Source organism: Pannonibacter sp. CBAS1226, assembly GCF_055685825.1.
The window spans coordinates 86,318-112,535 of the sequence record NZ_JBVOUO010000010.1 but is presented as its reverse complement, the minus strand read 5'-3'; the positions used below and the strand labels follow the sequence as shown (position 1 = coordinate 112,535).

At 64.6% G+C, this 26,218-nt stretch carries 22 protein-coding genes; 7 read left to right on the top strand and 15 right to left on the bottom strand.

Annotated elements, in window-relative coordinates:
* Window positions 1–10 precede the first annotated feature (10 nt).
* The gene (locus tag AC0CMF_RS22015; protein WP_374631048.1) at window positions 11–1,549 is read right to left on the bottom strand and encodes an efflux transporter outer membrane subunit; all 1,539 of its coding nucleotides are present in this window, start codon (window positions 1,547–1,549) and stop codon (window positions 11–13) included.
* A 435-nt stretch (window positions 1,550–1,984) separates the two neighbouring features.
* On the opposite strand from AC0CMF_RS22015, the gene AC0CMF_RS22010 reads away from it, so the two are divergent.
* Entirely contained in the window at window positions 1,985–2,998 is a 1,014-nt protein-coding gene (locus AC0CMF_RS22010) for a hypothetical protein (RefSeq protein WP_094463935.1), read from the top strand.
* Between the two features lie 168 nt (window positions 2,999–3,166).
* Here AC0CMF_RS22010 and AC0CMF_RS22005 read toward each other — a convergent pair whose 3' ends face one another.
* A complete protein-coding gene (locus tag AC0CMF_RS22005) occupies window positions 3,167–3,514 on the bottom strand; it encodes an NHLP leader peptide family RiPP precursor (RefSeq protein ID WP_050475247.1) in 348 nt (115 codons plus the stop codon).
* Between the two features lie 261 nt (window positions 3,515–3,775).
* Here AC0CMF_RS22005 and AC0CMF_RS22000 point away from each other — a divergent pair, with 261 nt between their 5' ends.
* Window positions 3,776–4,732, top strand: a complete 957-nt coding sequence (locus tag AC0CMF_RS22000) for a GNAT family N-acetyltransferase (protein ID WP_374631045.1) — start codon at window positions 3,776–3,778, stop codon at window positions 4,730–4,732.
* Window positions 4,733–4,771: 39 nt separating this feature from the next.
* Window positions 4,772–5,746 carry a GNAT family N-acetyltransferase gene (locus AC0CMF_RS21995; protein ID WP_472482460.1) on the top strand — a complete coding sequence of 325 codons (975 nt, stop codon included), beginning with the start codon at window positions 4,772–4,774 and terminating at the stop codon, window positions 5,744–5,746.
* A gap of 51 nt (window positions 5,747–5,797) precedes the next feature.
* On the opposite strand, the gene AC0CMF_RS21990 is transcribed toward AC0CMF_RS21995, so the two are convergent.
* The 4 genes from AC0CMF_RS21990 to AC0CMF_RS21975 all read right to left on the bottom strand — a co-directional run bounded on the left by AC0CMF_RS21990 (window position 5,798) and on the right by AC0CMF_RS21975 (window position 10,598).
* Window positions 5,798–6,484 (bottom strand): response regulator transcription factor, encoded by a 687-nt coding sequence (locus AC0CMF_RS21990; protein WP_050475244.1) that lies wholly within the window; start codon window positions 6,482–6,484, stop codon window positions 5,798–5,800.
* The gene (locus AC0CMF_RS21985) at window positions 6,484–9,093 is read right to left on the bottom strand and encodes an ATP-binding protein (protein WP_374631041.1); all 2,610 of its coding nucleotides are present in this window, start codon (window positions 9,091–9,093) and stop codon (window positions 6,484–6,486) included. Before AC0CMF_RS21985 ends, AC0CMF_RS21990 begins: the two co-directional genes overlap by 1 nt.
* 89 nt (window positions 9,094–9,182) lie before the next feature.
* Window positions 9,183–9,455 (bottom strand): hypothetical protein, encoded by a 273-nt coding sequence (locus AC0CMF_RS21980; RefSeq protein ID WP_050475242.1) that lies wholly within the window; start codon window positions 9,453–9,455, stop codon window positions 9,183–9,185.
* A gap of 3 nt (window positions 9,456–9,458) precedes the next feature.
* Window positions 9,459–10,598 (bottom strand): CobW family GTP-binding protein, encoded by a 1,140-nt coding sequence (locus AC0CMF_RS21975; RefSeq protein ID WP_374631038.1) that lies wholly within the window; start codon window positions 10,596–10,598, stop codon window positions 9,459–9,461.
* Window positions 10,599–10,823: 225 nt separating this feature from the next.
* Here AC0CMF_RS21975 and AC0CMF_RS21970 point away from each other — a divergent pair, with 225 nt between their 5' ends.
* The 4 genes from AC0CMF_RS21970 to AC0CMF_RS21955 all read left to right on the top strand — a co-directional run bounded on the left by AC0CMF_RS21970 (window position 10,824) and on the right by AC0CMF_RS21955 (window position 15,687).
* A complete protein-coding gene (locus tag AC0CMF_RS21970) occupies window positions 10,824–11,969 on the top strand; it encodes an ROK family transcriptional regulator (protein ID WP_374631037.1) in 1,146 nt (381 codons plus the stop codon).
* 210 nt (window positions 11,970–12,179) lie between these two features.
* Window positions 12,180–13,133 carry a TAXI family TRAP transporter solute-binding subunit gene (locus tag AC0CMF_RS21965; RefSeq protein ID WP_123195100.1) on the top strand — a complete coding sequence of 318 codons (954 nt, stop codon included), beginning with the start codon at window positions 12,180–12,182 and terminating at the stop codon, window positions 13,131–13,133.
* Between the two features lie 89 nt (window positions 13,134–13,222).
* Complete coding sequence (locus tag AC0CMF_RS21960; RefSeq protein ID WP_122521930.1) at window positions 13,223–15,334, top strand: TRAP transporter permease; 2,112 nt, start codon at window positions 13,223–13,225, stop codon at window positions 15,332–15,334.
* Window positions 15,331–15,687 (top strand): DUF1850 domain-containing protein, encoded by a 357-nt coding sequence (locus AC0CMF_RS21955; protein ID WP_374631035.1) that lies wholly within the window; start codon window positions 15,331–15,333, stop codon window positions 15,685–15,687. Before AC0CMF_RS21960 ends, AC0CMF_RS21955 begins: the two co-directional genes overlap by 4 nt.
* Window positions 15,688–16,026: 339 nt before the next feature.
* Here AC0CMF_RS21955 and iolB read toward each other — a convergent pair whose 3' ends face one another.
* From iolB to AC0CMF_RS21910, 9 genes are all read right to left on the bottom strand, one after another.
* Window positions 16,027–16,839: a 5-deoxy-glucuronate isomerase gene (iolB, locus tag AC0CMF_RS21950; RefSeq protein ID WP_374631034.1), complete on the bottom strand. Its 813-nt coding sequence runs from the start codon at window positions 16,837–16,839 to the stop codon at window positions 16,027–16,029.
* Window positions 16,836–17,042: a hypothetical protein gene (locus tag AC0CMF_RS21945; protein WP_374631032.1), complete on the bottom strand. Its 207-nt coding sequence runs from the start codon at window positions 17,040–17,042 to the stop codon at window positions 16,836–16,838. Before AC0CMF_RS21945 ends, iolB begins: the two co-directional genes overlap by 4 nt.
* 510 nt (window positions 17,043–17,552) lie before the next feature.
* Window positions 17,553–18,455 (bottom strand): myo-inosose-2 dehydratase, encoded by a 903-nt coding sequence (gene iolE / locus AC0CMF_RS21940; RefSeq protein ID WP_094463778.1) that lies wholly within the window; start codon window positions 18,453–18,455, stop codon window positions 17,553–17,555.
* A gap of 3 nt (window positions 18,456–18,458) precedes the next feature.
* Window positions 18,459–20,285: a 3D-(3,5/4)-trihydroxycyclohexane-1,2-dione acylhydrolase (decyclizing) gene (iolD, locus tag AC0CMF_RS21935; RefSeq protein WP_374631029.1), complete on the bottom strand. Its 1,827-nt coding sequence runs from the start codon at window positions 20,283–20,285 to the stop codon at window positions 18,459–18,461.
* Window positions 20,282–22,192, bottom strand: coding sequence for a bifunctional 5-dehydro-2-deoxygluconokinase/5-dehydro-2-deoxyphosphogluconate aldolase (locus AC0CMF_RS21930; protein ID WP_374631027.1), 1,911 nt, complete (start codon window positions 22,190–22,192; stop codon window positions 20,282–20,284). Before AC0CMF_RS21930 ends, iolD begins: the two co-directional genes overlap by 4 nt.
* Window positions 22,193–22,205: 13 nt before the next feature.
* A complete protein-coding gene (gene iolG, locus AC0CMF_RS21925) occupies window positions 22,206–23,210 on the bottom strand; it encodes an inositol 2-dehydrogenase (RefSeq protein ID WP_374631025.1) in 1,005 nt (334 codons plus the stop codon).
* A 31-nt stretch (window positions 23,211–23,241) separates the two neighbouring features.
* Complete coding sequence (locus tag AC0CMF_RS21920; protein ID WP_050475231.1) at window positions 23,242–24,021, bottom strand: ATP-binding cassette domain-containing protein; 780 nt, start codon at window positions 24,019–24,021, stop codon at window positions 23,242–23,244.
* A complete protein-coding gene (locus AC0CMF_RS21915; protein WP_472482459.1) occupies window positions 24,021–25,118 on the bottom strand; it encodes an ABC transporter permease in 1,098 nt (365 codons plus the stop codon). The genes AC0CMF_RS21920 and AC0CMF_RS21915 overlap by 1 nt, the downstream gene beginning before the upstream one ends.
* Window positions 25,119–25,214: 96 nt before the next feature.
* The gene (locus AC0CMF_RS21910) at window positions 25,215–26,156 is read right to left on the bottom strand and encodes a sugar ABC transporter substrate-binding protein (protein WP_472482458.1); all 942 of its coding nucleotides are present in this window, start codon (window positions 26,154–26,156) and stop codon (window positions 25,215–25,217) included.
* Window positions 26,157–26,218: the final 62 nt, after the last annotated feature.

Here is a 26,218-nt window from a genome sequence, read left to right as displayed (position 1 = left end):
CTGCCTTCTCTTACTGCGCCGCAGCCGCACGTGCGGCGGCTACGGTCTTCGTTCCGCTTGCGGACGGCGTTTCCTTCGGCTGCATCAGCAGCCTTGCATCTTCCGGCGACCATCCCCCGCCCAGCGCCCGGTAAAGCGCGATGGCGGCCTGGAAGCGCGCAAGGCGCAGCTGTTCCAGACTGTCAGAGGCGGAGAAATATTCCCGCTGGGTGTTCAGCACCGTCGTCATGTCCACTTGCCCGGCTTCCAGCTGCTCCTGTGTCAGCTCATAGGCCCGGCGCGCCGCATCCACGGCCTTTCCGGCAATTGCCAGTTCCTCCCCGCTCGTGTTCAGCGCCACCAGCGCCTTCTCCACATCGGACAGGGAGGAGAGAACCGCCTGTTCGTAGGTGGCAATCAACTCCTCCCGCCGGGCCTCGGCCCCCTTCATCTGCGCCGCCAGCCGGGGCGCATCGAAGAGTGGCTGGGTCAGTTGGCTGGTGAAGTTGGCAACCCCGGATGCAGGCGAAATCAGCGTACTCGTGGTCAAGCTCTCGAAGCCGCGCTGCAGCGAGAAACTCAGGCTGGGCAGCATCGCCGCCCGGGCAGCCCCCACATCCTGCGAGGCAGCCAGAATCTGCGCTTCGGCCTGACGCACATCCGGCCGGCGGCTCAGCACATCAGAAGGCAGCCCGGCGTTCAGCGGCGGCAGCTTCAGGCCCTTCAGCCCGCCCTTGCCAAGGCTGACATCCCCCGGCCGGGTGCCCACGAGCAGCGCCAGCGACAGTTCCGCCTGCGACGCCGACCTTCTGAGGCTGACGATCGCGGCCTCCTGCTGGCGCACCACGGTTTCCTGCTGGGCCAGCGTCACCTGTGTGGCAGAACCTGCCTCCACACGCTCGCGGATGCTGTCCATCACCTTGCGGGCAAGCGTGAGGTTCTGCCGCGCAATCGCCAGCCGGTCACGCAGGGACAGCACGGTCACATAGGTCTGCGCCGTTTCCGCCGTCACAGCCAGACGTGTTGCGGCAAGCGCGAAGACACCCGCCTCCTCACGGCGGGCGGCGGCGGAGTAGAGCGCGGCATTCTTGCCCCAGAAGTCCAATTCCCAGGAAGCAGACAGGCCCGCACGGCGCAGCTGCTGCTGCGGCAGGCGTCCGCTTTCCAGCCCCGCCGCCGTGGCAGAGGACCGGAATGTCGTGCTTGTCCCGCTCAGGGCACCGGACGGCAAAAGACCCGTACCGGCCTGCAACGCCCCCCATTCTGCCTGACGGACGCGGGCAATCGCAGCTGCGATATCCTTGCTCCCCTCTTCGGCACGGGAAACGAGCGCAGCAAGCTCCGGCGAGCCAAAGGCCGCCCAGAACGCCGGCGCGGCAACCGGTGCACGCATCAGCGCCTGACTGCGCGGGTCCTGATGGATATAGGCGGACGGCATCGCCGGAGAAAAATCATCGGACGGCACAAGCGGATTGCCCACCAGCGCGCAGCCGGACAGCAGAGCACCCAGAAGCCCCACGGCCCCGACGCGCCTCACCCCGGCAAGCGGGAGCGAAATCCCCTTACGCATCACTCCAAGCCGCCCGACACGCCACATACCAGCCCCACATTCCCCAAACACGTAACACCCGGCGGCGGAGCAACCCCGAAAGCACCCAAAAAACGCCAGCCGCATCCAGCATCAAAGAGCAGGCACTGGCAATCCCGGCGGCGTTCAATACACACCCGAAATCAAGCAGGAGAACTATTGAAGGCGGCAAAAAATCATCTGAAAATTAAACAAAAACAAATAAAAAATACTCACATCCAAAAGAATATCAACAATAATGAGAATAGATATATATGAAATAACGACTGATAAGCCATAGATCAACGGCCATTGATATTCCACTACTTCAGCACATCAAATTACGTGGTATCAATATCGGACAGAGTACGTGCGATCGTCGAAGCCTTTGCCAAGCGCAAGGTGCTGATCAGCGGAAGCCGGTCTGGAGATCACCTGATGAATGCTGCAGCCCCTCTCAAGCACCCTGTTCCGGGCACGCTCCGTGCCGCGGCTGGATGCCTGTGGGAGGGCACGGAGCCTCAGAACGCTGCAGCTCTTGAGATCCTCAACGCCGGGCAGCAGGTCATCACGCCCCCCGTCCGCGACGCCGTTGTCCAGAACCTCGTGTCCCTCTTCCGCGGTGATTATCTGCTGGCACGGCTGATGCTGGAGGAAGGCCGCTTCATGGTGTTTCAGGCCATCCTGTGCCTGAGCTCCGCCCAGAACCCGGAAGACCGGGACAGCTGGCTGACACTCGGGCGCCTTCAGGCGCGCCTCTCCTCGTCGGGCCTGACCAGCCGCAACCGGATCGAAGCGCTGGTGGCCATTTTCGAGCGCTATGGCTTCATCGAGCGGCGCAAGGCGGAAGAGGATCTGCGGATCAGCATCCTGATGCCGACAGCCCGCATGTGGTCCGCCGATGCGCTTTTCACTGAAATGCACCTGTCTCCCCTGTGCCGGGAGCAGAGCCAGGAAGAAACGTCTGCCGGCGCCAGCCAGCTTCTGGCGCGTCTCAGCCATGGCGGCGAGACAAATGGCAGCCAGCACCAGCATGCCGACCCGATGGCACCGGCCTGGTCGGAGCGCAGCATCGCCCCGGCAACGGCAGGCCACCGCAACTGGCGCCGCAGCTTTGCCCCCCTGCTGCAGGATTACTTCGGCATGCGGATGCAGCACCGGTCCATCTCGGCGCTGGCAGAGCGGGACGGCGGCTACCTCACATTCCTGATGCTGCTGCATGAGGCTGCCCAGACCGGCAGCAGCCGCATCCAGATGGGTTATGAATCCATCTCGGAACATGCCGGCATTTCCAGAACCCACGCCCGCCTGCTGATGGAACAAGCCGAAACGCTGGGCCTCGTTCAGCTGCACGCACGCGGCGGCCGCGACATCGAAGTCCGGCAGAGTGCCTGGGACGCGATGGACAGCTGGCTGACCGGCAACTTCGCTTACCTGCTCGCCACTGTCTGATTCCAGACATAGAAAAGGCGCCAGCCAGACGGCCGGCGCCTGAGTTTGCTGACAACCCTTCGGCCTCTCCATCGTCCTCCTCGGCCTTGTGCCGAGGATCTATACAAATCAATGACTTGCAGATGGCCGGGACAAGCCCGGCCGTGCAGCAGGAGAAGAAAGCTTCCGTCAGTTGCTGGACGCAGGACGGATCTTGACGATGGTGCCGCGCTGTCCGCCGCGCGGGTCCGGGCAGGGGTTGCCCTCGGCACCGCCCGCTGCATAGTCCAGAATTTCATCCGGCAGTTCGTCCTGCGCGATGGCGCGCGGCAGCACCAGAACCACTTCGCCCGGCACTTCTTCCAGCACACGGATCTTGAAACCGGGGATCGGATCGACGCCGATCAGCTGCTTCAGCGCCGCGCGCGGGTCCTGCAGCAACAGCTTGCGGAAGGCCTCGTCGGACTGCGCCGTGTCGATCAGCGCGCGCTCGATATGCTGACGGGCCTGCGTCATGGGATCGGGAACGTGGGACATTTTCTCTCCGCCTCTGTCTTGGAAAACAATTCAGGGCCAGCCAGTCGGGCAGGCCGTGCAAGCCATCCTGCCTGCCGGGCAGGCTCATCGTCAGATGGCGCCCAGGCTGCAGAAATCATCTGCCCCCGTTATAGGCGCAGCGGACCGGGCCCTGCCGGATTGGACCTCAAAAGTGCCAAAACAAACCGCCGCGCCTGCGCTAGTAAGAGGGCAGACAAACCGGGCTGCCGCGGGGCGGCCGGTCTATGGCGGCAGGCCCGAATGGACACCATGACAGCACAGGATCTGGACACGCATGTGCCGCAGATCCGCGAAACCAGACCCGAAGAAGCACCGGCCCTTGCCGCGCTGACCGCAGGCGCGCTGCAGTGGATGCTTGCCGCGCCCACTGAGGACATGCGTGTGCTGCGCCTTGCCGCCTTCATCGGCGATGAGCCCGCCGGACTGGTCCTCTCCTGTGCTGGCGAAGGCGGCCTGCAGGAGCTCACCTCCATCATGGTGGCACCGCAGTGGCGTGGCCGGGGCATCGCCATGATGCTGCTGGCCCGGCTGAGCCAGACCCTGCGCAAGGGCGGGCGGCGCGGCATCTATGCCCGCTGGTCCAGCCGTCTGCCGCGTGCCGCCGAATTTGCCCGGCTGCTGGCCTCCTCCGGATGGGGCCAGCCCGAAGTCTCGCGCCGCCGCATGTCCTGGCGCATTGGTGACTGGCCGAAAGGCTTTCCCTCGCGCGACCGCATCCTCACGCGGCTGGAGGCCAAGGGGCTGCGCTGCACCCGCCTCGACGCTCTGGATGACGCCGGACGCCGGCAGCTTGTGCAGGAGGGGCAGGACCTGATTGCGCAGGGACGCGCCCCGGAATGGTCCAATCCCGCATACTGGGCGCAAGGCGAAGGGGCAGGCCTCAGCCAGATCCTGTTTGACGGAACGGGCGCGGTTCAGGGCTGGCTTGTGTGCGTGCAGCAATCCGCCTTCCAGCGCTGGTACATTCCGCAGGGCTGGGTCGTGCGCGAGCGCATCCAGCAGGGCTGGCTTCTGGGCGGCATTGCCCGGCTGGTGCAGGTGCTGGAGAAAGAGGCCGGGCCCGACACCCTCCTCATCTGCCAGCCGCCCGCCGATGTGCCCGGCGGCATGGAGCAGATGCTCTACAAGCACTTCGGCAGCCACGCAGCTTCCACCGATTATCTCTTCGAGAGCGAATACATATTCAGCGCAGACTGAATGCTCCGGAGCCCGTACAACACCACTGTGAGCACGTGCATGTCCCCGACACCAGCCAGGCCCCCATCGATGCATCTGACGGAGCCGATCGAGATCAGACCTTGCAGGCCGGACGACCTGCCCCGCTTCGCGCCGCTGACGGCGCAGGGCCTTTCGTCCACGCTGCGTGACGGGATCACCGGCGCGGAGCAGGACCGCTACTGCCATCTCGGCCTGTGGCTGGGCGACATTCCCGCAGGACTGCTTCTGTCCCGGCGCAGCAGCATGGTGCCCGGCGAGCAGGAGCTTCTGTCCGTGATGGTGCTGCCGCTTCTGCGCCGCCAGCATCTGGCGCTCCGCCTGCTGGAAGCCTTTGCCGCAAGAATGAAGGCGGAAGGGCGCACGCAGCTCGCCACCCAATGGTCCGAACGGTTGCCGCAGGGCGAGGCCTTCGCCGGTCTGCTGACCGCCTCCGGCTGGCGGCCTGCGGCCAAGGCGCGGCTGCGCATGGCCTTTCACGTAGGCGAGCGGCACGACGCCCTGCCGCAGCACGGGATGCTGATGCAGCAGCTTCAGCGCCGGGGCCTCGTTCTGAAATCTCTGGCCAGTCTGGACGCCCTCGAGGAGGCAGGCCTTTCCGCCGCCACGGCCCGGCTCACCGCCCGCCAAGCCCTGCCCGCCTGGGCCGATCCGCAGCTGTGGCAGGACGGGCTGGACCGGGAAGTCTCGCAGGTGCTCCTCAGTGCCGGTGGAGAGCTTCTGGGCTGGCTTCTGGCGCAACATCATTCGGCGCCCGGGCGCTGGACATTGCCATGCGGCTGGCTGTCGCCGTCCGTCCACTGGCATGTTGCACTGATTGCAGGGATGGGCGAGCTTCTGGCCCGGCTGGAAGAGATACGCGGCCCCCAGTCCAGCCTCATCCTGCAGCCCACCACAACGGAAGGCGCCAAGGTCTGCCGCCTGCTCGACCGCCGCTTCCGCCCCTATGCCATGTGGGCCGACAGCATTCTGGAGAGCCACAAGCCCCTCGATTGAGCGGGCGGGTCTCAACGCAAGACGGAACTCTGCAAGGAGGCCCGTCTTCCCTCAGTCCACCTTGTGCTGCGAGGGCATCAGCGCATAGCCGACACCGCGGATGGTGACGATCGGCGCGTCTTTTCCTTCATGCTGCATCTTCTTGCGCAGGCGCGCGATGAGATTATCGACCGTATGGCCGCTGATGTCGCGCGGGTCGCGGTTGGAAATCACATCCAGCAGAAAATCACGGCTCAGCGGCTGCATCTGGCGGGAGGCCAGCGCCACGAGAATGTTGAACTCACCGGCCGTCAGCTCCACCAGCTGACCGTTGGGGCGGAACAATTCGCGCCGCACCACGTCCAGGATCCACCCGTCAAAGGTGATCACCGGCTCGCGCGAGCGGCGCAGCACGCTGCGGATGCGGGCCAGCAGCGTGCGCAGGTTGATCGGCTTGGTGACATAGTCATCCCCGCCCGCATCGAGCCCGGCCAGAACATCATCATCGGAATCCCGCCCCGTGACGAAGATGAGGCCGAACCGCTCGCCAAGGCGTAACTGCCGCGCCAGTTCGATGCCGTCCTCGTCCGGCAGATTGACATCGAGCAGGATGATATCCGGCTGCAAACCCTGCAACCGGGCCCGCAGATCCGCACCGCTGCCCGCAGCGATCACCGTCATGCCATTATCCTTGAGGAAGCCGGAAATCATCTCCAGGCTTTCGGGGGCATCTTCAACGACAAGGACTGTTGCGGTCATCAGCGTGCTGTCTTCCCGGGCGCGTCAGTTGCCTTGGCGCCTGTATTCGTTTCAAGCTCTGCAATCGCCGCACTAAGTGCGGTTGAAAGCTTATCGATAGCGCCGGTACTTGGCGCGGTTATTTCTGTCAACAAGAGCCCGGCAGCATGCTGAAGGTCAGTGTAACCCATGTTGGCCGCACTGCCCTTCACGCGGTGTGCAACACGCTGCAGTTCCACGCTATCACCTTCCGCCTTACGCAAAGCTTGAAGCTGCTCTTTCAAATTCTCAAGGAACAGGATTTTGAGCTGCGCAAGCCGGTCAGGCCCCAGAAGCTGGGCTGGGGCTGTGACCATATGTCCCGCCTCCCCGGACACCACAGGGCCGCTCAGCATCTGCCCCAGTTCTTCCGCCAGATCCTGCACGCGCTTGCCTTCCGCACGGCCGCAATCGAAGACCGCGTCGACCCCAAGCCGCTGCAGTTCATCCAGCGCCGCAGGCCCGCAAGCGCAGGTAACGAGCTGCATGCCGCCTTCACAAAGCTCCTGCGCCGCCGCCACATCGCCCATTCGGCGCGGGAAGAGGATCATCACCGGAAACGGCCGGACAGCCAGGATATGCTGGGCTGCCTTGATGTCCGGGAGCGGAAAGACGCGGTAACCAAGGCCCGTGAGGCCCTCGGGCAGGCCGGGGGGAACGTCACCTGCAATCAGAATATCGGCACCCGGCAGGATGTTGAGCGGCCGCATGGGCCGCCGCTCCGCCAAGGAGCGCTCCTGCGCCTGCCTCCGGCTGGCGGCCCGGTGCAGCGTATCGTTCAGAATCTCCGGCCGCACCGGCTTTTCCAGGTGCCCATCCATGCCCGCCTCCTGCGACCGGCGGCGGTCCTCCGGAAGCGCATTGGCCGTCAGCGCGATGATGGGCAGATGGCGGAAGGCCCCGCCCAGCGCCCGGATGGCGCTGCAGGTTTCATATCCGTCCATGCCCGGCATCTGCAGGTCCATCAGCACCACATCAAAGGGCCGTGCCTGCACCAGCTTCAGTGCCTCCTCGCCGCTGTCTGCCACAGTGCAGACATGACCCTCGCGTTCCAGCAACCCGCTGGCGACCAGCTGGTTCACCGGATTGTCCTCCACCAGAAGGATCGCCAGGCTGCGCAGCGGCACCAGCCCGGCATGGGTGCCGGCACCCAGCTCTGCTGCAGCCGCCTCCAGCGCTCCTTCAGGCGCCCGTGCCATGGGCAGATTGAGCTGAAAACAGCTGCCCTCTCCCTTGATACTGGTCACTGAGATGCTGCCGCCCAAGGCCTCGGCCAGCCGGCGGCAGATGACAAGGCCCAGCCCCGAGCCGCCATAGCGGCGGCGGATCGAGGCATCGGCCTGCGAAAAGGGCTGGAACAGGCGCGGCATCTCTTCCTCCGAAATGCCGATGCCCGTATCCCGGACGGAAAAGCGCATCGGCAGAAGCCCGCGGCCCGCCTGTGTTCCGCCGGACAGCTGCCCCTGCAGGTCCACCGTAATGGTGACAAAGCCCTGCTCCGTGAACTTCACCGCATTGCCGGCCAGATTGAGCAGGATCTGGCGCAGCCTTGCCGGATCCCCCATCACCCTGCGCGGCACATCGGGATGGAAATCCAGACGGACGGAAAGCCCCTTCTCCTGCGCCTTGGAACTGACCAGCGTCACCACATCCTTGAGGATCTGATGCAGGTCCAGCGGCACATTTTCATGTTCCGCCGTTCCCGTCTCCAGTTTGGACAGGTCCAGCACGTCATCCAGAATGGTGGCCAGAGCCTCGGCGGATTGCTGCAGGATTTCCAGCCGCGTGCGGGCAACCGGCGGCAGCTCTTCGGCCTGCGCCAGCCGCACCATGCCAAGCACGCCATTGAGAGGCGTGCGGATCTCATGGCTCATGACTGCAAGGAAGTCAGCCTTTACGCGGGCACCGGCCTCCGCCGCATCCTTGGCCTGGCGCAGCTCCTCATTGATCTGCCGCTCCCGCTCGATATGCAGAAACTCCTCGCGGCGCATTCTGTTCAGCTGCACTCTGGCCACGCTGCCCGCCACGTAAGCCACCGTGATCACCAGGAAGATGGAGGCCAGATCCAGCGGCGTTTCAGGCTGCGGCCGCAGCACGCCCCAGAACAGCAGACTGACCAGCGGCGCATAGGCGCTGGTCAGTGCCACCACCCAGAAACGCCCAGGCAGATACATTGCCATGGACATGGCGATCAGCGGCAGCAGCAGACCGCCATGGCGGGTCAGCGCCGGATGGTCGAAAATCAGCGCATTGAGAAAGAAGAACGGCAGGATATGCGCATAGGTCAGCACAACGATCCGGTGATGGCTTTCCGCCTTGACCAGAAAGTAAAGCACCACGACACAGAGCACACCCAGCACCGCCCGGATGCCGAGAAAGAGCAGCAGGCGCGGCTCCTCAAGCATCATGATATCCATCGGCGCAAAGGCCAGGCTGGCAATCGTTGTTGCCCCGACGCAGAGCTTGGCCGTCCCCAGCGTCTCACGGAGAGACGCCGTGCAATAGGCGTCTTCCTGCTCACGGTTCCGGAATTCACCGGTCCAGCTGAACAGCCGCGATGCAGGAAGGTCGTGGGTGGGTTGCGTACTCATCGAATCGAGCCTGCGCAGGTCTTTGGTTTCCCAAAGACATACCGCCTTATTCGCCCTCGTGCGACGTCAACCCGAAAAACGCCGGAAGTTCAGCCACCTGCCGCCAGTTTCAGCACATCCGCTTCGCTCACCTCCGTCAGCGGCATGTGCAGACGATGCACTTCGATGGGATGCCCCTCGCGCAGCAGGCCGATGACCGTTTCCACATCCGGACAGCCCTCATCGCGGCAGCTCAGCTCAGACAAGGAAATGGCCACACCCTCCTCAAGGGCAAAGGCCGTGCGGACCCAGCCCTTGATCTCGGCGATCTTCTGCGGAATGCCGCGCGAGCGCGGCTTGAGCGGATTGATGAATGCCGTCATGTGTCAGGCGTCCCGTGTTGGTTTGGGCCCCAGCCCGATTGCATTGCGCAGGCGCTCCATGGCCGAGGGACGGCCGACGAGCACCGCTTCAAACAGGTCCCGGACGGGCTTTTCCTCCAGCTCATCCGTGATGAAGACGAGGCGCCCGCGCCGGTCTTCGCTCGGCCAGGCCTCCAGCTGCACCGCCGGAAACACGGCATGCTGCACCGCATGGATGACCAGCGGCTTGTCCGGCGCATCTTCCAGCGCGATCAATCCCTTGACGCGCAGGAGGCGCGGCCCGGCCGCCTTGACCAGCACATCCATGAACCTCTTGTAATTGGCCTCCGCGAACGGCGCATCGGAGGTGAGCACGAAGCTGTTCACCCGCGCGGCGTGGCGGGAAAGGCCGCTCTTGCCATGCGCATGGCCGCCTTCGGCGCTGACCGCCTGATCCATGGCGAGCCACCCCAGCACATCCTCGCCAAGGCTGGCCGGCTGATAGTTGCGCGGCACGAACAGGCTGTCGAGATCAACACCCTCCCCGTGCCGGTCGATGAGTTCAGCCGCAGGGTTCAGCTGCCGCAGGCCTTCTGCCAGCAGATTGATATCGCGTTTGCTCGCCGGGTCCTGCGCCAGATCCGTCTTGGTCAGCACGATCCGGTCGGCAAAGGCCACCTGCTTGGCCGCTTCGAAATGGTTCTCCAGCGTGATTTCGCCGGTGATGATGTCCACCGTGGTGACGACACCGGCGAGCACGAAGTGCCGCGCCACCACATGATCACGCAGTCCCATGGCGGGCATGGCGCCGGCCACCAGCTGGTTGACCAGCGGCGCGGGATCGGCAAGGCCGGTGGTTTCGATGATGACGCGGGAGAACGGGGCAACATCGCCGCTCTCCACCGCTTCATACAGCTCATAAAGGGTTGCGCGCACATCGGCCCCGGCGGTGCAGCACAGGCAGCCGGTGGAGGTGCGCATCAGCTCGCCCCGGCCCACCCGGACCAGATCATGGTCAATCGGCACCTCGCCGAATTCGTTGATGATGACCGCCGTGTCCTGCCCGTTCTCCCGGGTCAGCAACTCCTGCAAGAGCGTGGATTTGCCCGAGCCCAGAAAGCCGGTGAGGACGATAACGGGGATTTTCTGCGTGATCTTTGGCATTCCGTCCCCAATTCCTCGCACCGGCGGCTGCAGCTCACCCTGTCCTGCCTGAAGGCAATCGGCCAGGACCCCGGCTAGAAATAAGCATCTGGCACGTGCTGGCAAGCGCGCGCGACGATGTTACATTATTACATGCGCTCCGGCGCTGCAAGACGGTCCGGCGCTTGACAGCAAGGAAGATCAGGCATTTAGTTCGTCAGTCTGACGAACTAAAAAGCACCTAATATGTTACCACTCCCGCAGCATCCGGCCACGCATCACGCCGTCTTCCGGCAGCTTCTCTTGGATGGCCCCATGTCCCGGGCTGAACTGGCGCGCCGCTGCGGCTTGTCGAAACAGACGCTGACGCTCATCTGCCGGGCGCTGGAGACCGCGGGCCTCATCCGGCAGACCGGCGAGACCGGAGGTCATATCGGGCGGCGCGCCTGCGTTTTCGCGCCCATTGCGGAAGCAGCCTGCTGCGCCGTGGTGGATCTGGGCGGCACCAAGGTGGCGGTTGCGCTCTCAACCCTCACCGGCACGCTTCTGCCCGGCCTGACAGAGCCAACGGATGGCCGGGGCGGCCAGCACGTCATCGCCCAGATCGCCCGCCTGTGCCAGGAAGCGGCTGCGGCCGCAGGGCTTGACTGGAGCCGGGTGCGCCATGCCGTCATCGGTGTGCCCGGCGCACCGGACCTCACGACCGGCCGGGTGATGATGGCTCCCAACATTCCGGCCTTCGACACATTCGACGTACGCGCCGCCTTTGCCGAAGCGCTCGGATGCAGCGTGCAGCTGGAAAATGACGTGAACCTCTGCGCCGAAGGCGAGCGGTGGGCATTGTCCGCCGCCGCTCCTGTTCTGGACATGGCCTATGTTTCCGTGGGTACCGGCATCGGCTGCGGGCTGATCTGCGATGGCCGGCTCTTGCGCGGCGCCGCACATGCGGCCGGAGAAATCGCCTTCCTGCCCTTCGGCGCTGATCCGTTCGACCCGCAATCGCGGGACTGCGGCGCGCTGGAGCAGGAAGCAGGCTCCCACGGCATGCGCCGCCGCTATCATGCGCTGAGCGGTGAAGACCTCACCGTGCCGGAGATTTTCGCCCGGGCAGAACAAGGCGATGCTGCCGCCGAAGCCGTTCTGGACGAAACCGCCCGGCTGGCCGCCCGCGCCATTGCCGCCCTTGCCGCCATCACCAACCCCGCCCTTGTGGTGCTGGGCGGCTCCATCGGCGCAAGGCCGGATTTCATCGCCCGCGTCAGCGCGCTTCTGCCGCTCTGCCATCCCGCTCCGCCGGAGATCCGCCGCTCGCTGCTCGGCGGCGGCGCCCCGCTGACAGGTGCCGCAAGGCTGGGCCTTCCCCGGCTGATCGAGGCTGCCCTCGGCGGCTGAGCAACGCACCTCGTTCCACAGGCACCCTCCCCCGGATGGCCTCGGTATAAACACGGTTGCTCTTGCGCCGTTTCCCCCGCTACGTTTGCTGCCGGTAAGGCTCACGGGAGGAGACCTTGTGCCCGTGTGGCCATGAGCCAGAAGGCAGTTGCGGCCCCAGCCGCGCTGCATGCCGGACGAAAAGACCGGAACCAAAAGGGAGGCATATTCATGAACCTGATCAAGCGTTCGCTTGGTGCTGCTGCCATCGCTGCCACCGCCATGGGCGTTGCCATGGCCCCGGCCAAGGCCGAATTCATCAACGTGCTCACGGGCGGCACATCCGGCGTCTACTATCCGCTGGGCGTTGCCCTGTCGAAAATCTATGGCGACAAGATCGAAGGCGCCCGCCCGCAGGTGCAGGCCACCAAGGCCTCGGTCGAAAACCTCAACCTGCTGCAGCAGGGCAAGGGCGAGATCGGCTTTGCCCTGGGTGATTCCGTCAAGCTCGCCTGGGAAGGCGATGCCGAGGCCGGTTTCAAGGCGCCCTTGACCAAGCTGCGCGGCATTGCCGCCATCTATCCGAACTACATCCAGATCGTTGCCTCCAAGGACAGCGGCATCACCGATCTGGCCGGCCTGAAGGGCAAGAGCCTGTCCGTGGGTGCGGCCAAGTCCGGCACCGAGTTGAACGCCCGCGCCATCTTTGCCGCCGCCGGCATGGGTTACTCGGATCTGTCCAAGACCGAATACCTGCCCTTCGCCGAATCCGTGGAACTGATGAAGAACCGCCAGCTCGACGCCACCCTGCAGTCCGCAGGCCTTGGCGTTGCCTCGCTGAAGGACCTTGCCACCTCGGTTCCGGTCAACATGGTGGCCGTACCGGAAGATGTGGTCGCAAAACTGGGTGCCCCCTATATCGCCGCCACCATTCCGGCGGGCACCTATGACGGCCAGAGCGCCGATGTGCCGACGGTCGCGGTCGTCAACTTCCTCATCACCCATGAGGATGTTTCGGAAGAAACCGCCTACCAGATGACCAAGCAGCTGTTCGAGAACCTGCCGGAAATGGTCGCCGCCCATGCGGCCGCCCGGGCCATCAGCCTCGACAATGCCCTCACCGGCATGCCCGTGCCGCTGCATCCCGGTGCCGAGCGCTACTACAAGGAAAAGGGCCTGATGTAAGGCCCCGGCCGACGGGGGGAGCGCAGCATCTGCGCTCCCCCTTTTTTCCCTTTCCGCATTGCCGCATCCCGCGAAAGTTCGAGCCGCGCATGAGCACACCCCTCTCTCCGCAGACCCAGATTGCTGCGCCTCAGGAAGACCCGCATGGCGCTGGCTTTCAGGAAGGCTTCGAAGGCCGCCTGCTGTTCTGGATCGCCTTTGCCTTTTCCGCCTTCCAGATCGCCACGGCCGCCCATGTCATCGACCTGCCGAGCCAGATCGTGCGCGCGGTGCATGTCGGTTTTCTCGGCCTGCTGACCTTCCCGCTGGTCGCCGCAGCCCGGCACGACAAGCTGCCGGTGCGCATCGCCGCCTGGCTGATGGCATTTGCCGCCGTTTCCGTCGCGGCCTACCAGTGGTGGGATTACACGGACCTGCTGATCCGGGCGGGCGACCCGCTGCCGCGGGATCTGGTGATGGGTGTCGTCGCGCTCGTCACGGTCTTTGCCGCCGCCTGGGCCATGATGGGGCTGGCGCTGCCCATTATTGCGGGGCTGTTTCTCGCCTACTGCCTCTTCGGTCAGTATCTGCCCGCGCCGCTGGACCATCGCGGCTACGATTTTGCGCAGGTTGTCGAGCACATGACCTATGGCACGGAAGGCATCTACGGCATTCCGGTCTATGTCAGCTCCAGCTTCATCTTCCTGTTCATCCTCTTCGGCTCCTTCCTGGAGCGGGCCGGGATGATCAAGCTCTTCACCGATGTCAGCCTCGGCCTCGTCGGCCATGCCACGGGCGGGGCCGCCAAGGTGTCGGTCATTTCCTCCGGGCTTATGGGCACGATTTCCGGCTCGGGCGTCGCCAATGTGGTCACCACCGGCCAGTTCACCATTCCCCTGATGAAGCGCTTCGGCTACCGCCCGGCCTTTGCCGGTGGTGTGGAGGCCACATCCTCCATGGGTGGCCAGATCATGCCGCCGGTCATGGGCGCGGTGGCCTTCATCATGGCCGAAACGCTGGGCGTCGAATATTACGAGGTGGTGCAGGCGGCCCTCATTCCTGCCGTGCTCTATTTCGCCTCTGCCTTCTGGATGGTGCATCTGGAAGCGGGCAAGCGGAACCTGCGCGGCCTGCCGAAGGACGAACTGCCCTCCGCCGTGAAGGCGCTGAAGGAAGGCTGGTTCCTGCTGCTGCCGCTCGGCGTGCTGGTCTATCTCCTTTTCGGCGGCTACACGCCGCTCTTCGCCGGCACCATTGGTCTGGGACTGACCGTCCTGCTGATCCTCGGCGGCTCCGTTGCCCTCGGCCTGCCGCAGGGTGTCATCCGCACGATCTTTTGGATCGGCCTCGGGCTGACGGGCGCTGCTTTCTTCTCCCTCGGCATCAAGGTGCTGCTGATCGCCATTTCGGCGCTCATTCTCCTCAACATCTTCACCAGGGGCGGGCGCAACACGCTGGCCCTGTGCCGCGACAGCCTTGGAGAAGGCGCCCGCACCGCCCTGCCCGTGGGCGTCGCCTGTGCCCTCGTCGGCATCATCATCGGCACCATGACGCTGACGGGCGCGGCCACCACCTTCGGCCAGTTCATCGTCAGCGTCGGCCAGAACAGCCTGTTCCTCTCGCTGCTTCTGACGATGATCACCTGCATCGTGCTGGGCATGGGCATTCCGACCATCCCGAACTACATCATCACCTCGTCGATCGCAGGCCCTGCCCTGCTGGAACTCGGCGTGCCGCTGATCGTCAGCCACATGTTCGTGTTCTATTTCGGCATCCTCGCCGACCTCACCCCGCCCGTGGCGCTCGCCTGCTTTGCCGCAAGCCCCATCGCCAAGGAAAGCGGGCTGAAGATCTCCTTCGAGGCCGTGAAAGTGGCGGCAGCCGGGTTCGTCATCCCCTTCATGGCCGTCTATACCCCGGCCCTGATGCTGCAGGATGGCGGGGCGCTGGCAGAAAGCATCGGCTATGTCCCGGCGGTGGTCTACATCGTCCTCAAGGTCGCCATTGCCATCAGCCTGTGGGGCGCAGCCGTCATCGGCTGGCTCGGCGTGCCGCTGGCCTGGTGGATGCGGGTGCTTGCCATCGCCTCGGCCTTCACGCTGGTGGCGGCCCTGCCGGTCACGGATGAAGTGGGGCTGGGGCTCTTCGCCCTCTTCGCCTTCCTTGTCTGGCGGGCCAACATGGCGGCAGGCAACAAGGCCACCCCGAACGCAGGCGCATGAGCGCCTGCCTTCTGGCCGGAGCGCTGACGCTCAGCCTCTCCGGCCCCTTCACGCTGGAATGGACCCACTCCGTCGAGAAGACGCAGTGGCAGGAAACCTGGGTGGTGACGCAGGACGGCCTCAAACTTAAAGAGGCCCGCGTGCGCGGCTCGGGCGCGGGCATGGAACCGGGCGATGGCGCCCGGCTTCAGGACGGCTGGTGGGTCTGGGCCCCCACCCTGCCGCCGCAAGAAGAGCTGCTTCTCGCAGCCTCCGGCACCACCGTCTCCGGCTGGACCCTCTGCGCAAACGGCACCTGCCACACGATCGGGGCAGATGCCTCGGAACCGGTCAGGATTGCGCCGTGTGAGTAGGGGGAGGCATTCCAGCCAGCCTGAATAGAGCACCCGGCACAGCGTTTCAGCCCCCCTCCCCCTCGTGGGGAGGGGTTAGGGGTGGGGGGCGGCTTCTCCGGCGGGCAGAATATTCACTGGTTCCGGGGAGCAGCTCCTCTTGATGCTTCTTAAGAAAAAGGTTGAGTTTTCAAACTCTTACAGGCGCAGAGCCCCCACCCCTTACCCCTCCCCACCAGGGGGAGGGGGGTGGAGAGGTCCTGCCACAAGCCTGACGCATCACGGGGGCTGCTTTTCGAAACAGATATGTGCATCTGCCAGAGAAAACAGCCAAAGCGTCGCTGGAACGCTCCCTATTCCTCACTTCACCATGTCGCGCTGGTAGATCCAGTCATGGTCCGGGTGGTTCTTGAAGCGCCACTTGCGCAAGGGGCCGGCCATGACGTTGAGATAGTACATCTCGTAGCCATAGGGTGAGCCGCAGGGGTGGTGGCCTTTGGGGACCAGAACGACGTCATGGTTGGAAACGGCCATCGCCTCGTCGAGGGAGCCGTCTTCAGTGAAGACCCGCTGGATGCCGAAGCCCTGCGCCGGGTTGAGCCGGTGGTAATAGGTCTCTTCCAGATAGGTCATGTCCGGATAGTTGTCCTCATCATGCCGGTGCGGCGGATAGGACGACCAGTGGCCGGAGGGGGTGAAGACTTCCGTCACCAGCAGGCTGCCGGCCACATCCCGCCCTTCCATGGCGATGTTGTGGATGTAGCGGGTGTTGGTGCCCTGCCCGCGCTGGTCAAGCTGGATGCCATCCGGCCCCAGCACCTGCGCTTCATGGGTGCCCATGCCCGGTGCCGAGCAGACGGCCAGCGTCAGGTCCGTGGTGGCGGTGACGGCCCAGTCCGACTGGTCCGGTACATAGAGGCAGGCGGGCGGCAGGCGCTCGAACACGTCCATGCGCAGGCCCATCTCGCCGAAGTCCTTGCCCGATGCGGAAAGACGGGCCTTGCCCTCGACCAGCACAAGGATGACTTCGCGTCCGCCGGTCGCTTCGCCAACAGTCTCGCCCGCCTTCAGGCGGTAGAGATCAAATCCCACATAGCCCCAGCCGGCGCTTTCCGGCGTGATGGCGTGGGTCTTGCCGTGGGTGCCTTGCGGCTTTCTCAGAAGCTTGCTCATGCCTTTCCGTCTCCGCCCTGTTGCGGCTTGTAGGTGATGATCAGCGCCCATGCGGCATAGGCCGCAATGGCTGCGAAGAACAGCGCCCAGCCGGTGGAGCCGTTCCAGTACTCAAACCCGGCCCAGCCAGCCGTGACAACGACAATGGCAACACGCCGCCACAGCGGGCCGTAGAAGGAATGGGTCGGGTCGATAATCTTCATCAAGGTCTCTTTGCTGCCTGGGATCAGGGGAAAGCGGGCGCGCCGAGCGTAGCAGATGGCAGGGGCCAGTGCTGCACCATATATGGTTTGAAGCTTCCTGACGTGTTTCCCCGGTACTGCCTTTTGCCGCAGCACCCTCTCCCCCTTTTACTGCATGCACACATCGTACCTGAAGCCTGATCACTCAGGCACGGCGTCTCCGCCCCCCTCCCCCTCGTGGGGAGGGGTTAGGGGTGGGGGGAAAGGCCTTTCCGTCTGGCAGAGCATCCATTGACTGCAGACAGCTGTTCCTCCTGATGCCTCTTCAAGAAATCATATATCCTTCAGACAGTTGCGGGCTCAGAGCCCCCCCACCCCTTACCCCTCCCCACGAGGGGGAGGGGGGCGGAGAGGCCCTGCCATAGATCAAATGCATCACTGCGGGCAATCTCCGGACCTGATATGTAGATCCGGCTGCCCAACCGAGGAGACGGAGGTCGGAAACTTTCAGCCTCACGCTGCCCCCCTCCATCACCTGCCCTTGTCGAGACCAGCCTCGCGGGCGAAGCTGCGCAGGGCGTTGAAGCCCATGCTCTGATACTCGAAGGGATTGCGCACGCTCGGGTCCTGCTCGGCCTCGATGACGAGCCAGCCTTCGTAGCCATGAGCCGCTGCGCTCTTCAGCACGGGCAGGAAATCGACGCCGCCTTCCGCATCACCCGGAACGGTGAAGACACCGCGGCGCACGCCTTCCAGGAAGGAGAGGTTTTCCTCACGCACCTGACGCATGATGTCCGGCCGCACGTTCTTGGCATGGATATGGCGCACGCGGGCCATGTGGCGCTCGGCCACTGCTGCCGGATTGCCGCCGCCGAAGTAGCAATGGCCCGTGTCGAACAGCAGCTTGGTGGCCGGTCCCGTGTGCTGCATGAACAGGTCGATTTCCGCCTCGCTCTCCACCACCGTGCCCATGTGGTGGTGATAGACCAGCGTGATGCCCTGCTCTGCCGCAAAGGCCGCCAGCGCCTCGACGCCCCGGCCAAAGTCAGCCCACTCGGAGGCGGCCAGCACCGGCTTGTTGTTCACCGGCACGCCGTCATTGCCATGAATGGCATTGGAGGTTTCGCAGGTGATGATCACCTTCGAACCCACCGCCTTCAGCAGGTCGAGGAACGGCTGCATCGCCGCCTTCTCGTCCTCGATGGAGTTGGTCAGAAGGTTCAGCGAATGCCAGCCGGAGATGTATTTCAGGCCGCGTCCGCCCAGTTCCTTCGCGATGCCTTCCGGCGTCGCGGGCAGCTTGTGGCCCTTCTCGATGCCGTCGAAACCGATCTTGGCGGTTTCATCGAGGCACTGCTCAAGCGAAATATGGGCGCCGAGGGTCTGGTCGTCGTCGTTGGACCAGGCAATAGGATTGGTGCCGTAGAGGATCATGGTTCAGTTTCTTTCCTGAAGCGAACGTTCGTAGGACTCGCGCGCCGCCCGCACTTCGGCACGGGCGGAAACTTCCGGCACCGCCACATCCCACCAGTGGCCGCCATGGGGCGTGGAGGGGTAGGGATCGGTGTCGATGACCACCACAAACGGGCCACTCGCCGTCTTCGCTTCGGCAAGGGCTGCCTCCAGCTCGGCAATGGACCCGGCCTTCACCGCCTTTGCCCCCATGGCGCCTGCATGGGCGACGAAGTCGATATGGCTGGGGTTGGTGTGGTTGGTGTGGTCGAGAAGGTTGTTGAACTCGGCTCCGCCGGTGCCCATCTGCAGCCGGTTGATGCAGCCGTAGCCCCGGTTGTCGGTGATGACGACCGTGATCTTCTGGCCCAGCATCACCGCGCTGGCGAGTTCGGAATTCATCATCATGTAGCTGCCGTCACCGACCATGCAGATGACGTCGCGCTCCGGCTCGGCCATCTTGATGCCCAGCGCTCCGGCGATTTCATAGCCCATGCAGGAGAAGCCGTATTCCATGTGATAGGACATGGGACGGCTCGCCTTCCACAGCTTGTGGAGTTCGCCCGGCATGGTACCGGCGGCGCACATCACCACCGTATCGGGGCCAGCTGCACGCTGCACGGCGCCGATGACCTGCTGATCCGTGGGCAGGCCGTTTGCATCCGCTTCCGGCGCAGCCGTCAGCGGATCGACCTTGGCGAACCAATCCGCCTTGAGGCTCGCGGCAACGGCCGGGCCCTTGTGGGCACCCAGCTGCGCTGACAATTCGCCAAGGCAGACGCGGGCATCGCCCTGCAGCGGCACCGCGCCATGCTTCATGGCGTCATAGGCGGCGACGTTGATGGAGACGAGCTTGCGTGCCGGATTGCGGAACAGCCCCCAGGAGCCGGTGGTGAAATCCTGAAAACGGGTGCCAACGCCGATGACGAGATCGGCATCCTTCGCGGCGCTGTTGGCGCTTTCCGATCCGGTGACACCGACCGGGCCAAGGTTGAGCGGATGGTCCCACGGCAGGGCCGACTTGCCCGCCTGGCTTTCCACCACCGGAATCTGATGCGCCTCGGCAAAGGCCTTCAGCGCTTCCGTGGCGCCGGAATAATGCACGCCGCCGCCTGCAATCAGCACCGGCTTTTTCGCGGCGCGGATCAGGGCCACCACTTCGGCCAGTTCCGCCTCGTCCGGGCGCTGGCGCCGCTGGCGCCAGACCCGGGGGGCGAAGAACTCTTCCGGCCAGTCATAGGCTTCCGCCTGCACATCCTGACAGAAGGCCAGCGTCACCGGGCCGCAATCGGCCGGATCGGTCATCACCGCCATGGCGCGCGGCAGGGCCGTCAGCAGCTGCTCTGGCCGCATGATGCGGTCAAAATAGCGCGAGACCGGGCGGAAGCAGTCGTTGGCGCTGATGGTGCCGTCGCCGAAATCCTCGATCTGCTGCAGCACCGGGTCCGGCCCGCGATTGGCGAAGACATCACCCGGCACGAACAGCACCGGCAGCCGGTTGACATGGGCCAGCGCTGCCGCCGTCACCATGTTGGTGGCGCCGGGGCCGATGGAGGAAGTCACCGCCATGGCACGGCGGCGGCCAAGCTGCTTGGCATAGGCGATGGCCGCATGGGCCATGCCCTGCTCGTTGTGGCCCCGCCACGTGGGCAGCGTATCGCGCACGCCGTAGAGCGCCTCACCCATACCGGCCACATTGCCATGGCCGAAAATGGCCCAGACCCCGGCGATGAAGGGCACGCCGTCTTCGGTCATCTGGCTGGAAAGCCAGCGCACCATGGCCTGGGCGGCGGTCAGTCTTACCTTGCTCATGCCGCAACTCCCGTTGCACCGCGTGCCGCATCCCATGTGGCGGACAGGCGGGCGAATTTTCCGGCCATCTGTGCGATGGCCTCAGCATCCGTCATGGTTCCGGCGAGCCAGCCGCGTGCTGCCTCGCTGTAGATGGTGCGCCCCACGGCAAAGCCCTTGACCAGATCATGCTGCGCCGCCGTGGCAAAACAGGCCGCAAGCTCGTCCTCCGGCGCATCAAGTCCCAGCACCACGATGCCGCGCACACGTGGATCATAGGCCTTGATCATGTCACAGGTGCGCTTCCAGGCTGCATCGGAGCGCATTGGCTCCAGCTTCCACCAGTCCGGATAGATCCCGAGCTTGTAGAAGCGCTCGATGATGCGGGCGGTCGTGTCATCATCCACCGGGCCAACCTTGGAAGGGATGACCTCAAGCAGGAATTCCAGCCGGTTGCGGCGGGCGGCGGCAAACAGGCGCTGGATCACCGCTTCCTGCCCGGCCCACAGGGCCGCATCATCCTCCGGGTGGCAGAAGCACAGAACCTTGACCACATGCTCCAGCGGCCATTCGGTGAGCCCGCCATAATCCGGGCCCAGTTCCGGCTCCAGCGTCAGCGGACGCGAGCCGGGCCACTCGACCGGGCGGCCGATCCACAGCCCCTTGCCGGCCGCCTGATGCAGCGCATCACGGCCAAGGCGGTTGTCGCACAGCAGGCCGTACCCGGTCTTGCCGGCAGCCACTTCTTCCACGGCGGCAAGGCAGAGCTTCTTGAAGGCGCCGATCTTCTCCGGCGTTGCCCCCGGCAGCTCTTCCATCTGGCGTCGGTGATCGAAGGCAAAGACATGCATCGACGGCCAGTCATAGGAGCGGTTGGTGGACCAGTGCACCTGTTCCAGCTCAGCGTCCTTGCGCAGCGCAGGCGTGACGACGCCGCGCTTCAGGAAGAACTGCAGCTCCTCCCAGGACGGATAGGCAGGCGTGCAGCCATGGCGCGACACGGCAAAGGCGCCGCAGGCATTGGCATAGGTCAGCGCACGCGGCCAGGTCTCGCCGTCGAGCCAGCCCTTCAGCAGGCCCGCCATGAAGCCGTCGCCCGCGCCCAGCACGTTGAACACCTCGATGGGAAAGCCCGGCCCAGCCTCGCCTTCATCCAGCGTGTCGGGAATGGCCCCGGCAAAGGCGGCAGCGCCCATGGGGCCGCGCTTGCAGATCAGCGTCGCCCCCGTCAGCGCCCGCACGGCACGAAGCGCCTCGATGGTGTTGGTGGAGCCGCCTGCAATGTGGAACTCTTCTTCCGTGCCGACGATCAGGTCGAACAGGGGAAGGTGCTGCTGCAGGCGGGCCGTCACCTTGGCCGAAGCGATGAAGCGGTTTTCGCCGTCGCCATGGCCGGACAGGCCCCAGAGGTTGGGGCGGTAATCAATGTCGAGCGCCGTCTGGCCACCACTTTCGCGGGCAAGGCGCAGGGCCTTCAGCACGGCAGCTTCGGTGCGCGGATGGGACAGGTGCGTGCCGGTGGCCACCACCGCCCTTGCGCTGGCGATATATGCGGGGTCGATGTCGTCCTCGCAGATCGCCATGTCGGCGCAGTTCTCGCGGTAGAAGATCAGCGGGAACTGCTTGTCGTCACGGATGCCCAGCAGCACGAGGGCGGTGAGGCGTTCCGGGTCGGTCTTCACGCCCGTCACGTCCACGCCCTCGCGCACCAGTTGTTCGCGGATGAAGCGGCCCATGTGCTCATCCCCCACGCGGGTGATGAGGCCAGCCTTGAGGCCAAGCCGCGCGGAACCGGCGGCAATGTTGGTGGGCGAGCCTCCGATATATTTCTGGAAGCTGCCCATATCCTCAAGACGGCCACCCACCTGGGAGCCATAGAGATCGACCGAGGACCGGCCGATGGTGATGAGATCGAGGGTCTTGCTCATCCGCGTTGGTCCTTCAGCCCGTGATTTCCGAGAGGCGCACGGCACGCCCTTCCGCAACCGACTTCAGCGCCGCTTCCGCCAGAGCCAGTGCCTTCAGCCCGTCCTCGCCCGTGGTGGGCGGCACGGATTTGTCCGTCACGGCCTTGATGAAGGCGGTGATCTCGGCGGCATAGGCTGCCGTGTAGCGGGTCATGAAGAAGTCGAGCAGCGGCGGCTTGTGATAGCCGCTGGCATCAGCCACCTCGATGTTGGCTTCGCGCAGGTTCTCGGCAGCCACCATGCCCTTGGCACCCAGCACCTCGATGCGCTGGTCATAGCCATAGACCGCGCGGCGGGTGTTGGTGATGATCGCCTGTCGGCCCGACGCAGTGCGCAGGATGATGTTGACGCTGTCAAAATCACCGCGCTTGCCGATTTCCGGATCGACCAGAACGGAGGCAGAAGCCATCACCGTTTCCACTTCCTCGCCCAGCAGCCAGCGGGCCACGTCGAAGTCATGGATGGTCATGTCGCGGAAGATGCCGCCCGAGCGGGAGATGTACTCATACGGAGGGGGCGAAGGATCGCGGGAGGTGATCGTCACCATCTCCACATCGCCAATGCGGCCGCTGTCGATGGTGGCCTTGAGCGCGGCGAAATGCGGATCGAAGCGGCGGTTGAAGCCGACCATCAGCGTCGCGCCGGTTTCCTTCACCGTCTTCAGGCAGTCCTTGACGCGCTGGACGTTCAGGTCCACCGGCTTTTCGCAGAAGATGCCCTTGCCGGCGCGGGCGAAGCGCTCGATCAGGTCTGCGTGGGTGTCGGTCGGGGTGCAGATGATGACCGCATCCACATCCTTTGCCGCTTCAATCTCGTCGATGGTGCGGATGGAGCAGCCATGCTCCGCCGCCAGCGACTGAGCCGCCGCTGCGATGGGATCGGCCACGGCAATCAGCGTGGCTCCTTCCGTCGCGGCGATCGCCTTGGCATGGACGCGGCCAATCCGCCCTGCCCCCAATACTGCGAAACGCATTGTCATGTCGGTCTTTCCTAAATTAACCCGCAACACCTCAGATCGTGCCGCCGAGCGAACCCTCAAGTTCAGCCAGTTCCTTGCCGCCTGCCATGAGGTCCTGCAATTCTTCCGGCTTGATTTCCCCGCGTTTTGCGGTGCCCAGCGTCTTGCCCCGGTTCAGCACGGTGAACCGGTCACCCACCGCCATGGCATGGCGCACATTGTGGGTGATGAAGACGACACCAATGCCGCGCTTGCGCACCTTGTCGATGGTTGCCAGCACGTTGGAGGTCTGACGCACGCCGAGCGCGGACGTCGGCTCGTCGAGGATCAGCACCTTGGCGCCGAAATAGACCGCACGGGCGATGGCCACCGTCTGGCGCTCGCCGCCCGAAAGCGTGCCGACCGCCTGTTCCGGCTCACGCAGGTGAATGCCCATGTTGGCCATTTCCTCCAGCGTCACCCGGTTAGCCTTGTCGAAGTCGATGAAGCGGAACGGGCCGAACTTCTTCTCCGGCTCGCGGCCCATCCAGAAATTCCGGGTGACCGACATCAGCGGGATCATCGCCAGATCCTGATAGACCGTGGCAATGCCTGCACCCATGGCGTCACGCGGGCTGTTGAAGGCCGTAGCCTTGCCGTCCACCAGGATCTCGCCCTTGGTCGGCTTGTGCACGCCGGCCATGGTCTTGATGAAGGTGGACTTGCCGGCGCCGTTGTCGCCGAGCAGGCAGTGGCATTCTCCGGCCTTCACGTCGAAGCTGACGCCAGCCAGCGCGATCACGGGGCCGAAATGCTTTTCGATGTTGCGCAGTTCGATGAGCGGGGCGGACATCAGCGTTCTCCCGTGATCATGCGGCGGATGTAGGTGTTGAGGATCACGGCAAGGATCAGGATCGTGCCGAGGAACACCCGGAAGAGCGAACTCTCTGCGCCCGAGAAGAAAAGACCCTGCTGCACCACGCCGAAGATGATGGCGCCCAGCGCCGCGCCGATGACCGAGCCATAGCCGCCGGTGAGCAGCGCCCCGCCGATGACCACGCAGATGATGGCCTCGAACTCCTTCAGCAGGCCGCGGTCCGCCGCCGCCGAGCCGAATTCGATCACCTGGCAGGTGGCAAACACGGTGGCGCAGAAGGCAGTGAACATGAACATCAGCACCTTCACCCGGTTGACCGGCACGCCCACATAGCGGGCCGCCTGCGCATCACCGCCGGAGGCAAAGATCCAGTTGCCGAACTTGGTGCGGGTAAGAAGGATATGGCCGAAGGCGACGAGCACCAGCGCCCAGACCACCAGCATCGGCACGCCTTCCACCACCGGCAGCCCAGCCTTGGGACCGGCCACGAACTTGCCGACAAGACCCATATCGGCGAACCAGACGAAAAGGTTCTTGAAGATCACGCCGCCGAACAGGAAGGCGAGCCAGTCGTTCTGTGCCAGATCCTTGACGCCGCCGATGATGGTCTGGCGGGTGGTGAGGATCGACAGCCAGATGGTGAGGCCGCGCAGGATGTAGAGGAAGGCCAGTGTCACGATGAAGGACGGCAGCCCGGTCTTGATCACCAGCATGCCGTTGATCCAGCCCAGCGTCACGCAGATGACAAAGGCCGCGATGATGGACACCCAGACGGGCAAGCCGAATTTGACACTCAGAATGGCGATGACGATGCCGGCAAAGCCGATCATGGAGCCGACCGAAAGGTCGAATTCGCCGGAAATCATCAGCAGGCAGGCGCCCACAGCGATGATGGCAAACTGGGCGGACACCACGCTCCAGTTCATGATGCCTTCCGGCGCGAACATGCCGGAGTTGCCGGCGATCAGAAGGAAGAAAAGGAAGACCAGAACGGTGCCGGTGGTCGCACCCAGCTCGGGCCGGATCATGGCACGGCGCAGGGCCGAGACCTGCTTGATGCGCTCGTCCGTCATGAGTTGCCTCGATTTTCAGGAAACGTCTGTTGCAAGGGGCCGGGGCGCTTTCACACCGCCCCGGCCGGGGCTGAAACCTCAGCTCAGATCAGCCGCTTAGCGGTACTGACCGGCGTATTTCTCAACCAGTTCGATGTTGTCCTTGGTGACGAAGCCCGGGCCCGAGTTGATCGAGTTGCCCGGCACGACGCCGTAACGGGCGAAGTTGGTGAGGATCACCACCGGCAGGTAGCCCTGCAGATAGGGCTGCTGGTCGATGGCAAAGGCGATGGTGCCAGCCTTGATGGCCGTTGCGATTTCCGAGGACAGATCGAAGGTGCCGAAGAAGATCTGGCCGGCCTTGCCCGTCTGCTCCAGCGCCGCCAGCGTCGGGTGCGCAGAGGTGGGGCCGAGGGCAAGGATGGCGCCCGTGTCCGGGTTGGTCTGCAGATAAGCCGAGACCTTGTTCTGGATTTCGGACGGGTCCTGCCCGGCATCGATCATCTGGTTGCCCAGATCCACGCCGAGCGCGGCGGCAAAGCCCTGGCAGCGCTCCACCGAGGCCGGGTTGGTGATGTAGTGGTTCACGCAGAGGAACGACTTGGCACCGGCTGCCTTGGCCTTTTCGCCCGCGCCGAAGCCTGCGTCATATTCCGGCTGGCCCACATGCAGCAGTGCGCCCAGGTTCTTGGACTGCTCGATGGTGCCGGAGTTGATGGTGATGACCGGAATGCCCTTGGCCACAGCGTTGGAAATCGGGCCGGACAGCACGTCATAGTCAGCGATGGTGACGATGATGCCATTCGGGTTGGATGCAGCCGCCTGCTCGACGATGCGGGCCATGTCGGCCAGATCACCGGTCGGCGGGTTGCGGTATTCGACGCTGACCTTCATCTGCTCGCCGGCAACGGCGATGGCATTCTTGATGGTGTTCCACCAGCTGTCACTGTCCGGCGCATGGCTGACCAGGACGAACTTTTCACCTTCGGCAGCAGCCGGAGCAGACAGGCCTGCCACGGCGATGGCCGCAGCGGCGACGGCGGTAAGCGCTTTTCTCATCATAACCTCCCAGAGTGCGGATCCGCCGGCTCCCCCCGGCGGCCACCCGGCCCGGATATGTC

What these genes read in the sequence shown, in the direction of transcription:
- AC0CMF_RS21995 (WP_472482460.1), top strand. Translation starts at nt 4,772, where the DNA reads ATGTCCCCGACACCAGCCAGGCCCCCATCGATGCATCTGACGGAGCCG.
- AC0CMF_RS21945 (WP_374631032.1), bottom strand. Translation starts at nt 17,042, where the DNA reads ATGAAGATTATCGACCCGACCCATTCCTTCTACGGCCCGCTGTGGCGG.
- AC0CMF_RS22015 (WP_374631048.1), bottom strand. Translation starts at nt 1,549, where the DNA reads ATGCGTAAGGGGATTTCGCTCCCGCTTGCCGGGGTGAGGCGCGTCGGG.
- AC0CMF_RS21920 (WP_050475231.1), bottom strand. Translation starts at nt 24,021, where the DNA reads ATGTCCGCCCCGCTCATCGAACTGCGCAACATCGAAAAGCATTTCGGC.
- AC0CMF_RS21980 (WP_050475242.1), bottom strand. Translation starts at nt 9,455, where the DNA reads ATGACGGCATTCATCAATCCGCTCAAGCCGCGCTCGCGCGGCATTCCG.
- AC0CMF_RS21910 (WP_472482458.1), bottom strand. Translation starts at nt 26,156, where the DNA reads ATGAGAAAAGCGCTTACCGCCGTCGCCGCTGCGGCCATCGCCGTGGCA.
- iolD (WP_374631029.1), bottom strand. Translation starts at nt 20,285, where the DNA reads ATGAGCAAGGTAAGACTGACCGCCGCCCAGGCCATGGTGCGCTGGCTT.
- AC0CMF_RS21915 (WP_472482459.1), bottom strand. Translation starts at nt 25,118, where the DNA reads ATGACGGACGAGCGCATCAAGCAGGTCTCGGCCCTGCGCCGTGCCATG.
- iolB (WP_374631034.1), bottom strand. Translation starts at nt 16,839, where the DNA reads ATGAGCAAGCTTCTGAGAAAGCCGCAAGGCACCCACGGCAAGACCCAC.
- AC0CMF_RS22000 (WP_374631045.1), top strand. Translation starts at nt 3,776, where the DNA reads ATGGACACCATGACAGCACAGGATCTGGACACGCATGTGCCGCAGATC.
- AC0CMF_RS21970 (WP_374631037.1), top strand. Translation starts at nt 10,824, where the DNA reads ATGTTACCACTCCCGCAGCATCCGGCCACGCATCACGCCGTCTTCCGG.
- AC0CMF_RS21955 (WP_374631035.1), top strand. Translation starts at nt 15,331, where the DNA reads ATGAGCGCCTGCCTTCTGGCCGGAGCGCTGACGCTCAGCCTCTCCGGC.
- iolE (WP_094463778.1), bottom strand. Translation starts at nt 18,455, where the DNA reads ATGATCCTCTACGGCACCAATCCTATTGCCTGGTCCAACGACGACGAC.
- AC0CMF_RS21990 (WP_050475244.1), bottom strand. Translation starts at nt 6,484, where the DNA reads ATGACCGCAACAGTCCTTGTCGTTGAAGATGCCCCCGAAAGCCTGGAG.
- AC0CMF_RS21965 (WP_123195100.1), top strand. Translation starts at nt 12,180, where the DNA reads ATGAACCTGATCAAGCGTTCGCTTGGTGCTGCTGCCATCGCTGCCACC.
- AC0CMF_RS21960 (WP_122521930.1), top strand. Translation starts at nt 13,223, where the DNA reads ATGAGCACACCCCTCTCTCCGCAGACCCAGATTGCTGCGCCTCAGGAA.
- iolG (WP_374631025.1), bottom strand. Translation starts at nt 23,210, where the DNA reads ATGACAATGCGTTTCGCAGTATTGGGGGCAGGGCGGATTGGCCGCGTC.
- AC0CMF_RS21975 (WP_374631038.1), bottom strand. Translation starts at nt 10,598, where the DNA reads ATGCCAAAGATCACGCAGAAAATCCCCGTTATCGTCCTCACCGGCTTT.
- AC0CMF_RS22010 (WP_094463935.1), top strand. Translation starts at nt 1,985, where the DNA reads ATGAATGCTGCAGCCCCTCTCAAGCACCCTGTTCCGGGCACGCTCCGT.
- AC0CMF_RS21985 (WP_374631041.1), bottom strand. Translation starts at nt 9,093, where the DNA reads ATGAGTACGCAACCCACCCACGACCTTCCTGCATCGCGGCTGTTCAGC.
- AC0CMF_RS22005 (WP_050475247.1), bottom strand. Translation starts at nt 3,514, where the DNA reads ATGTCCCACGTTCCCGATCCCATGACGCAGGCCCGTCAGCATATCGAG.
- AC0CMF_RS21930 (WP_374631027.1), bottom strand. Translation starts at nt 22,192, where the DNA reads ATGAGCAAGACCCTCGATCTCATCACCATCGGCCGGTCCTCGGTCGAT.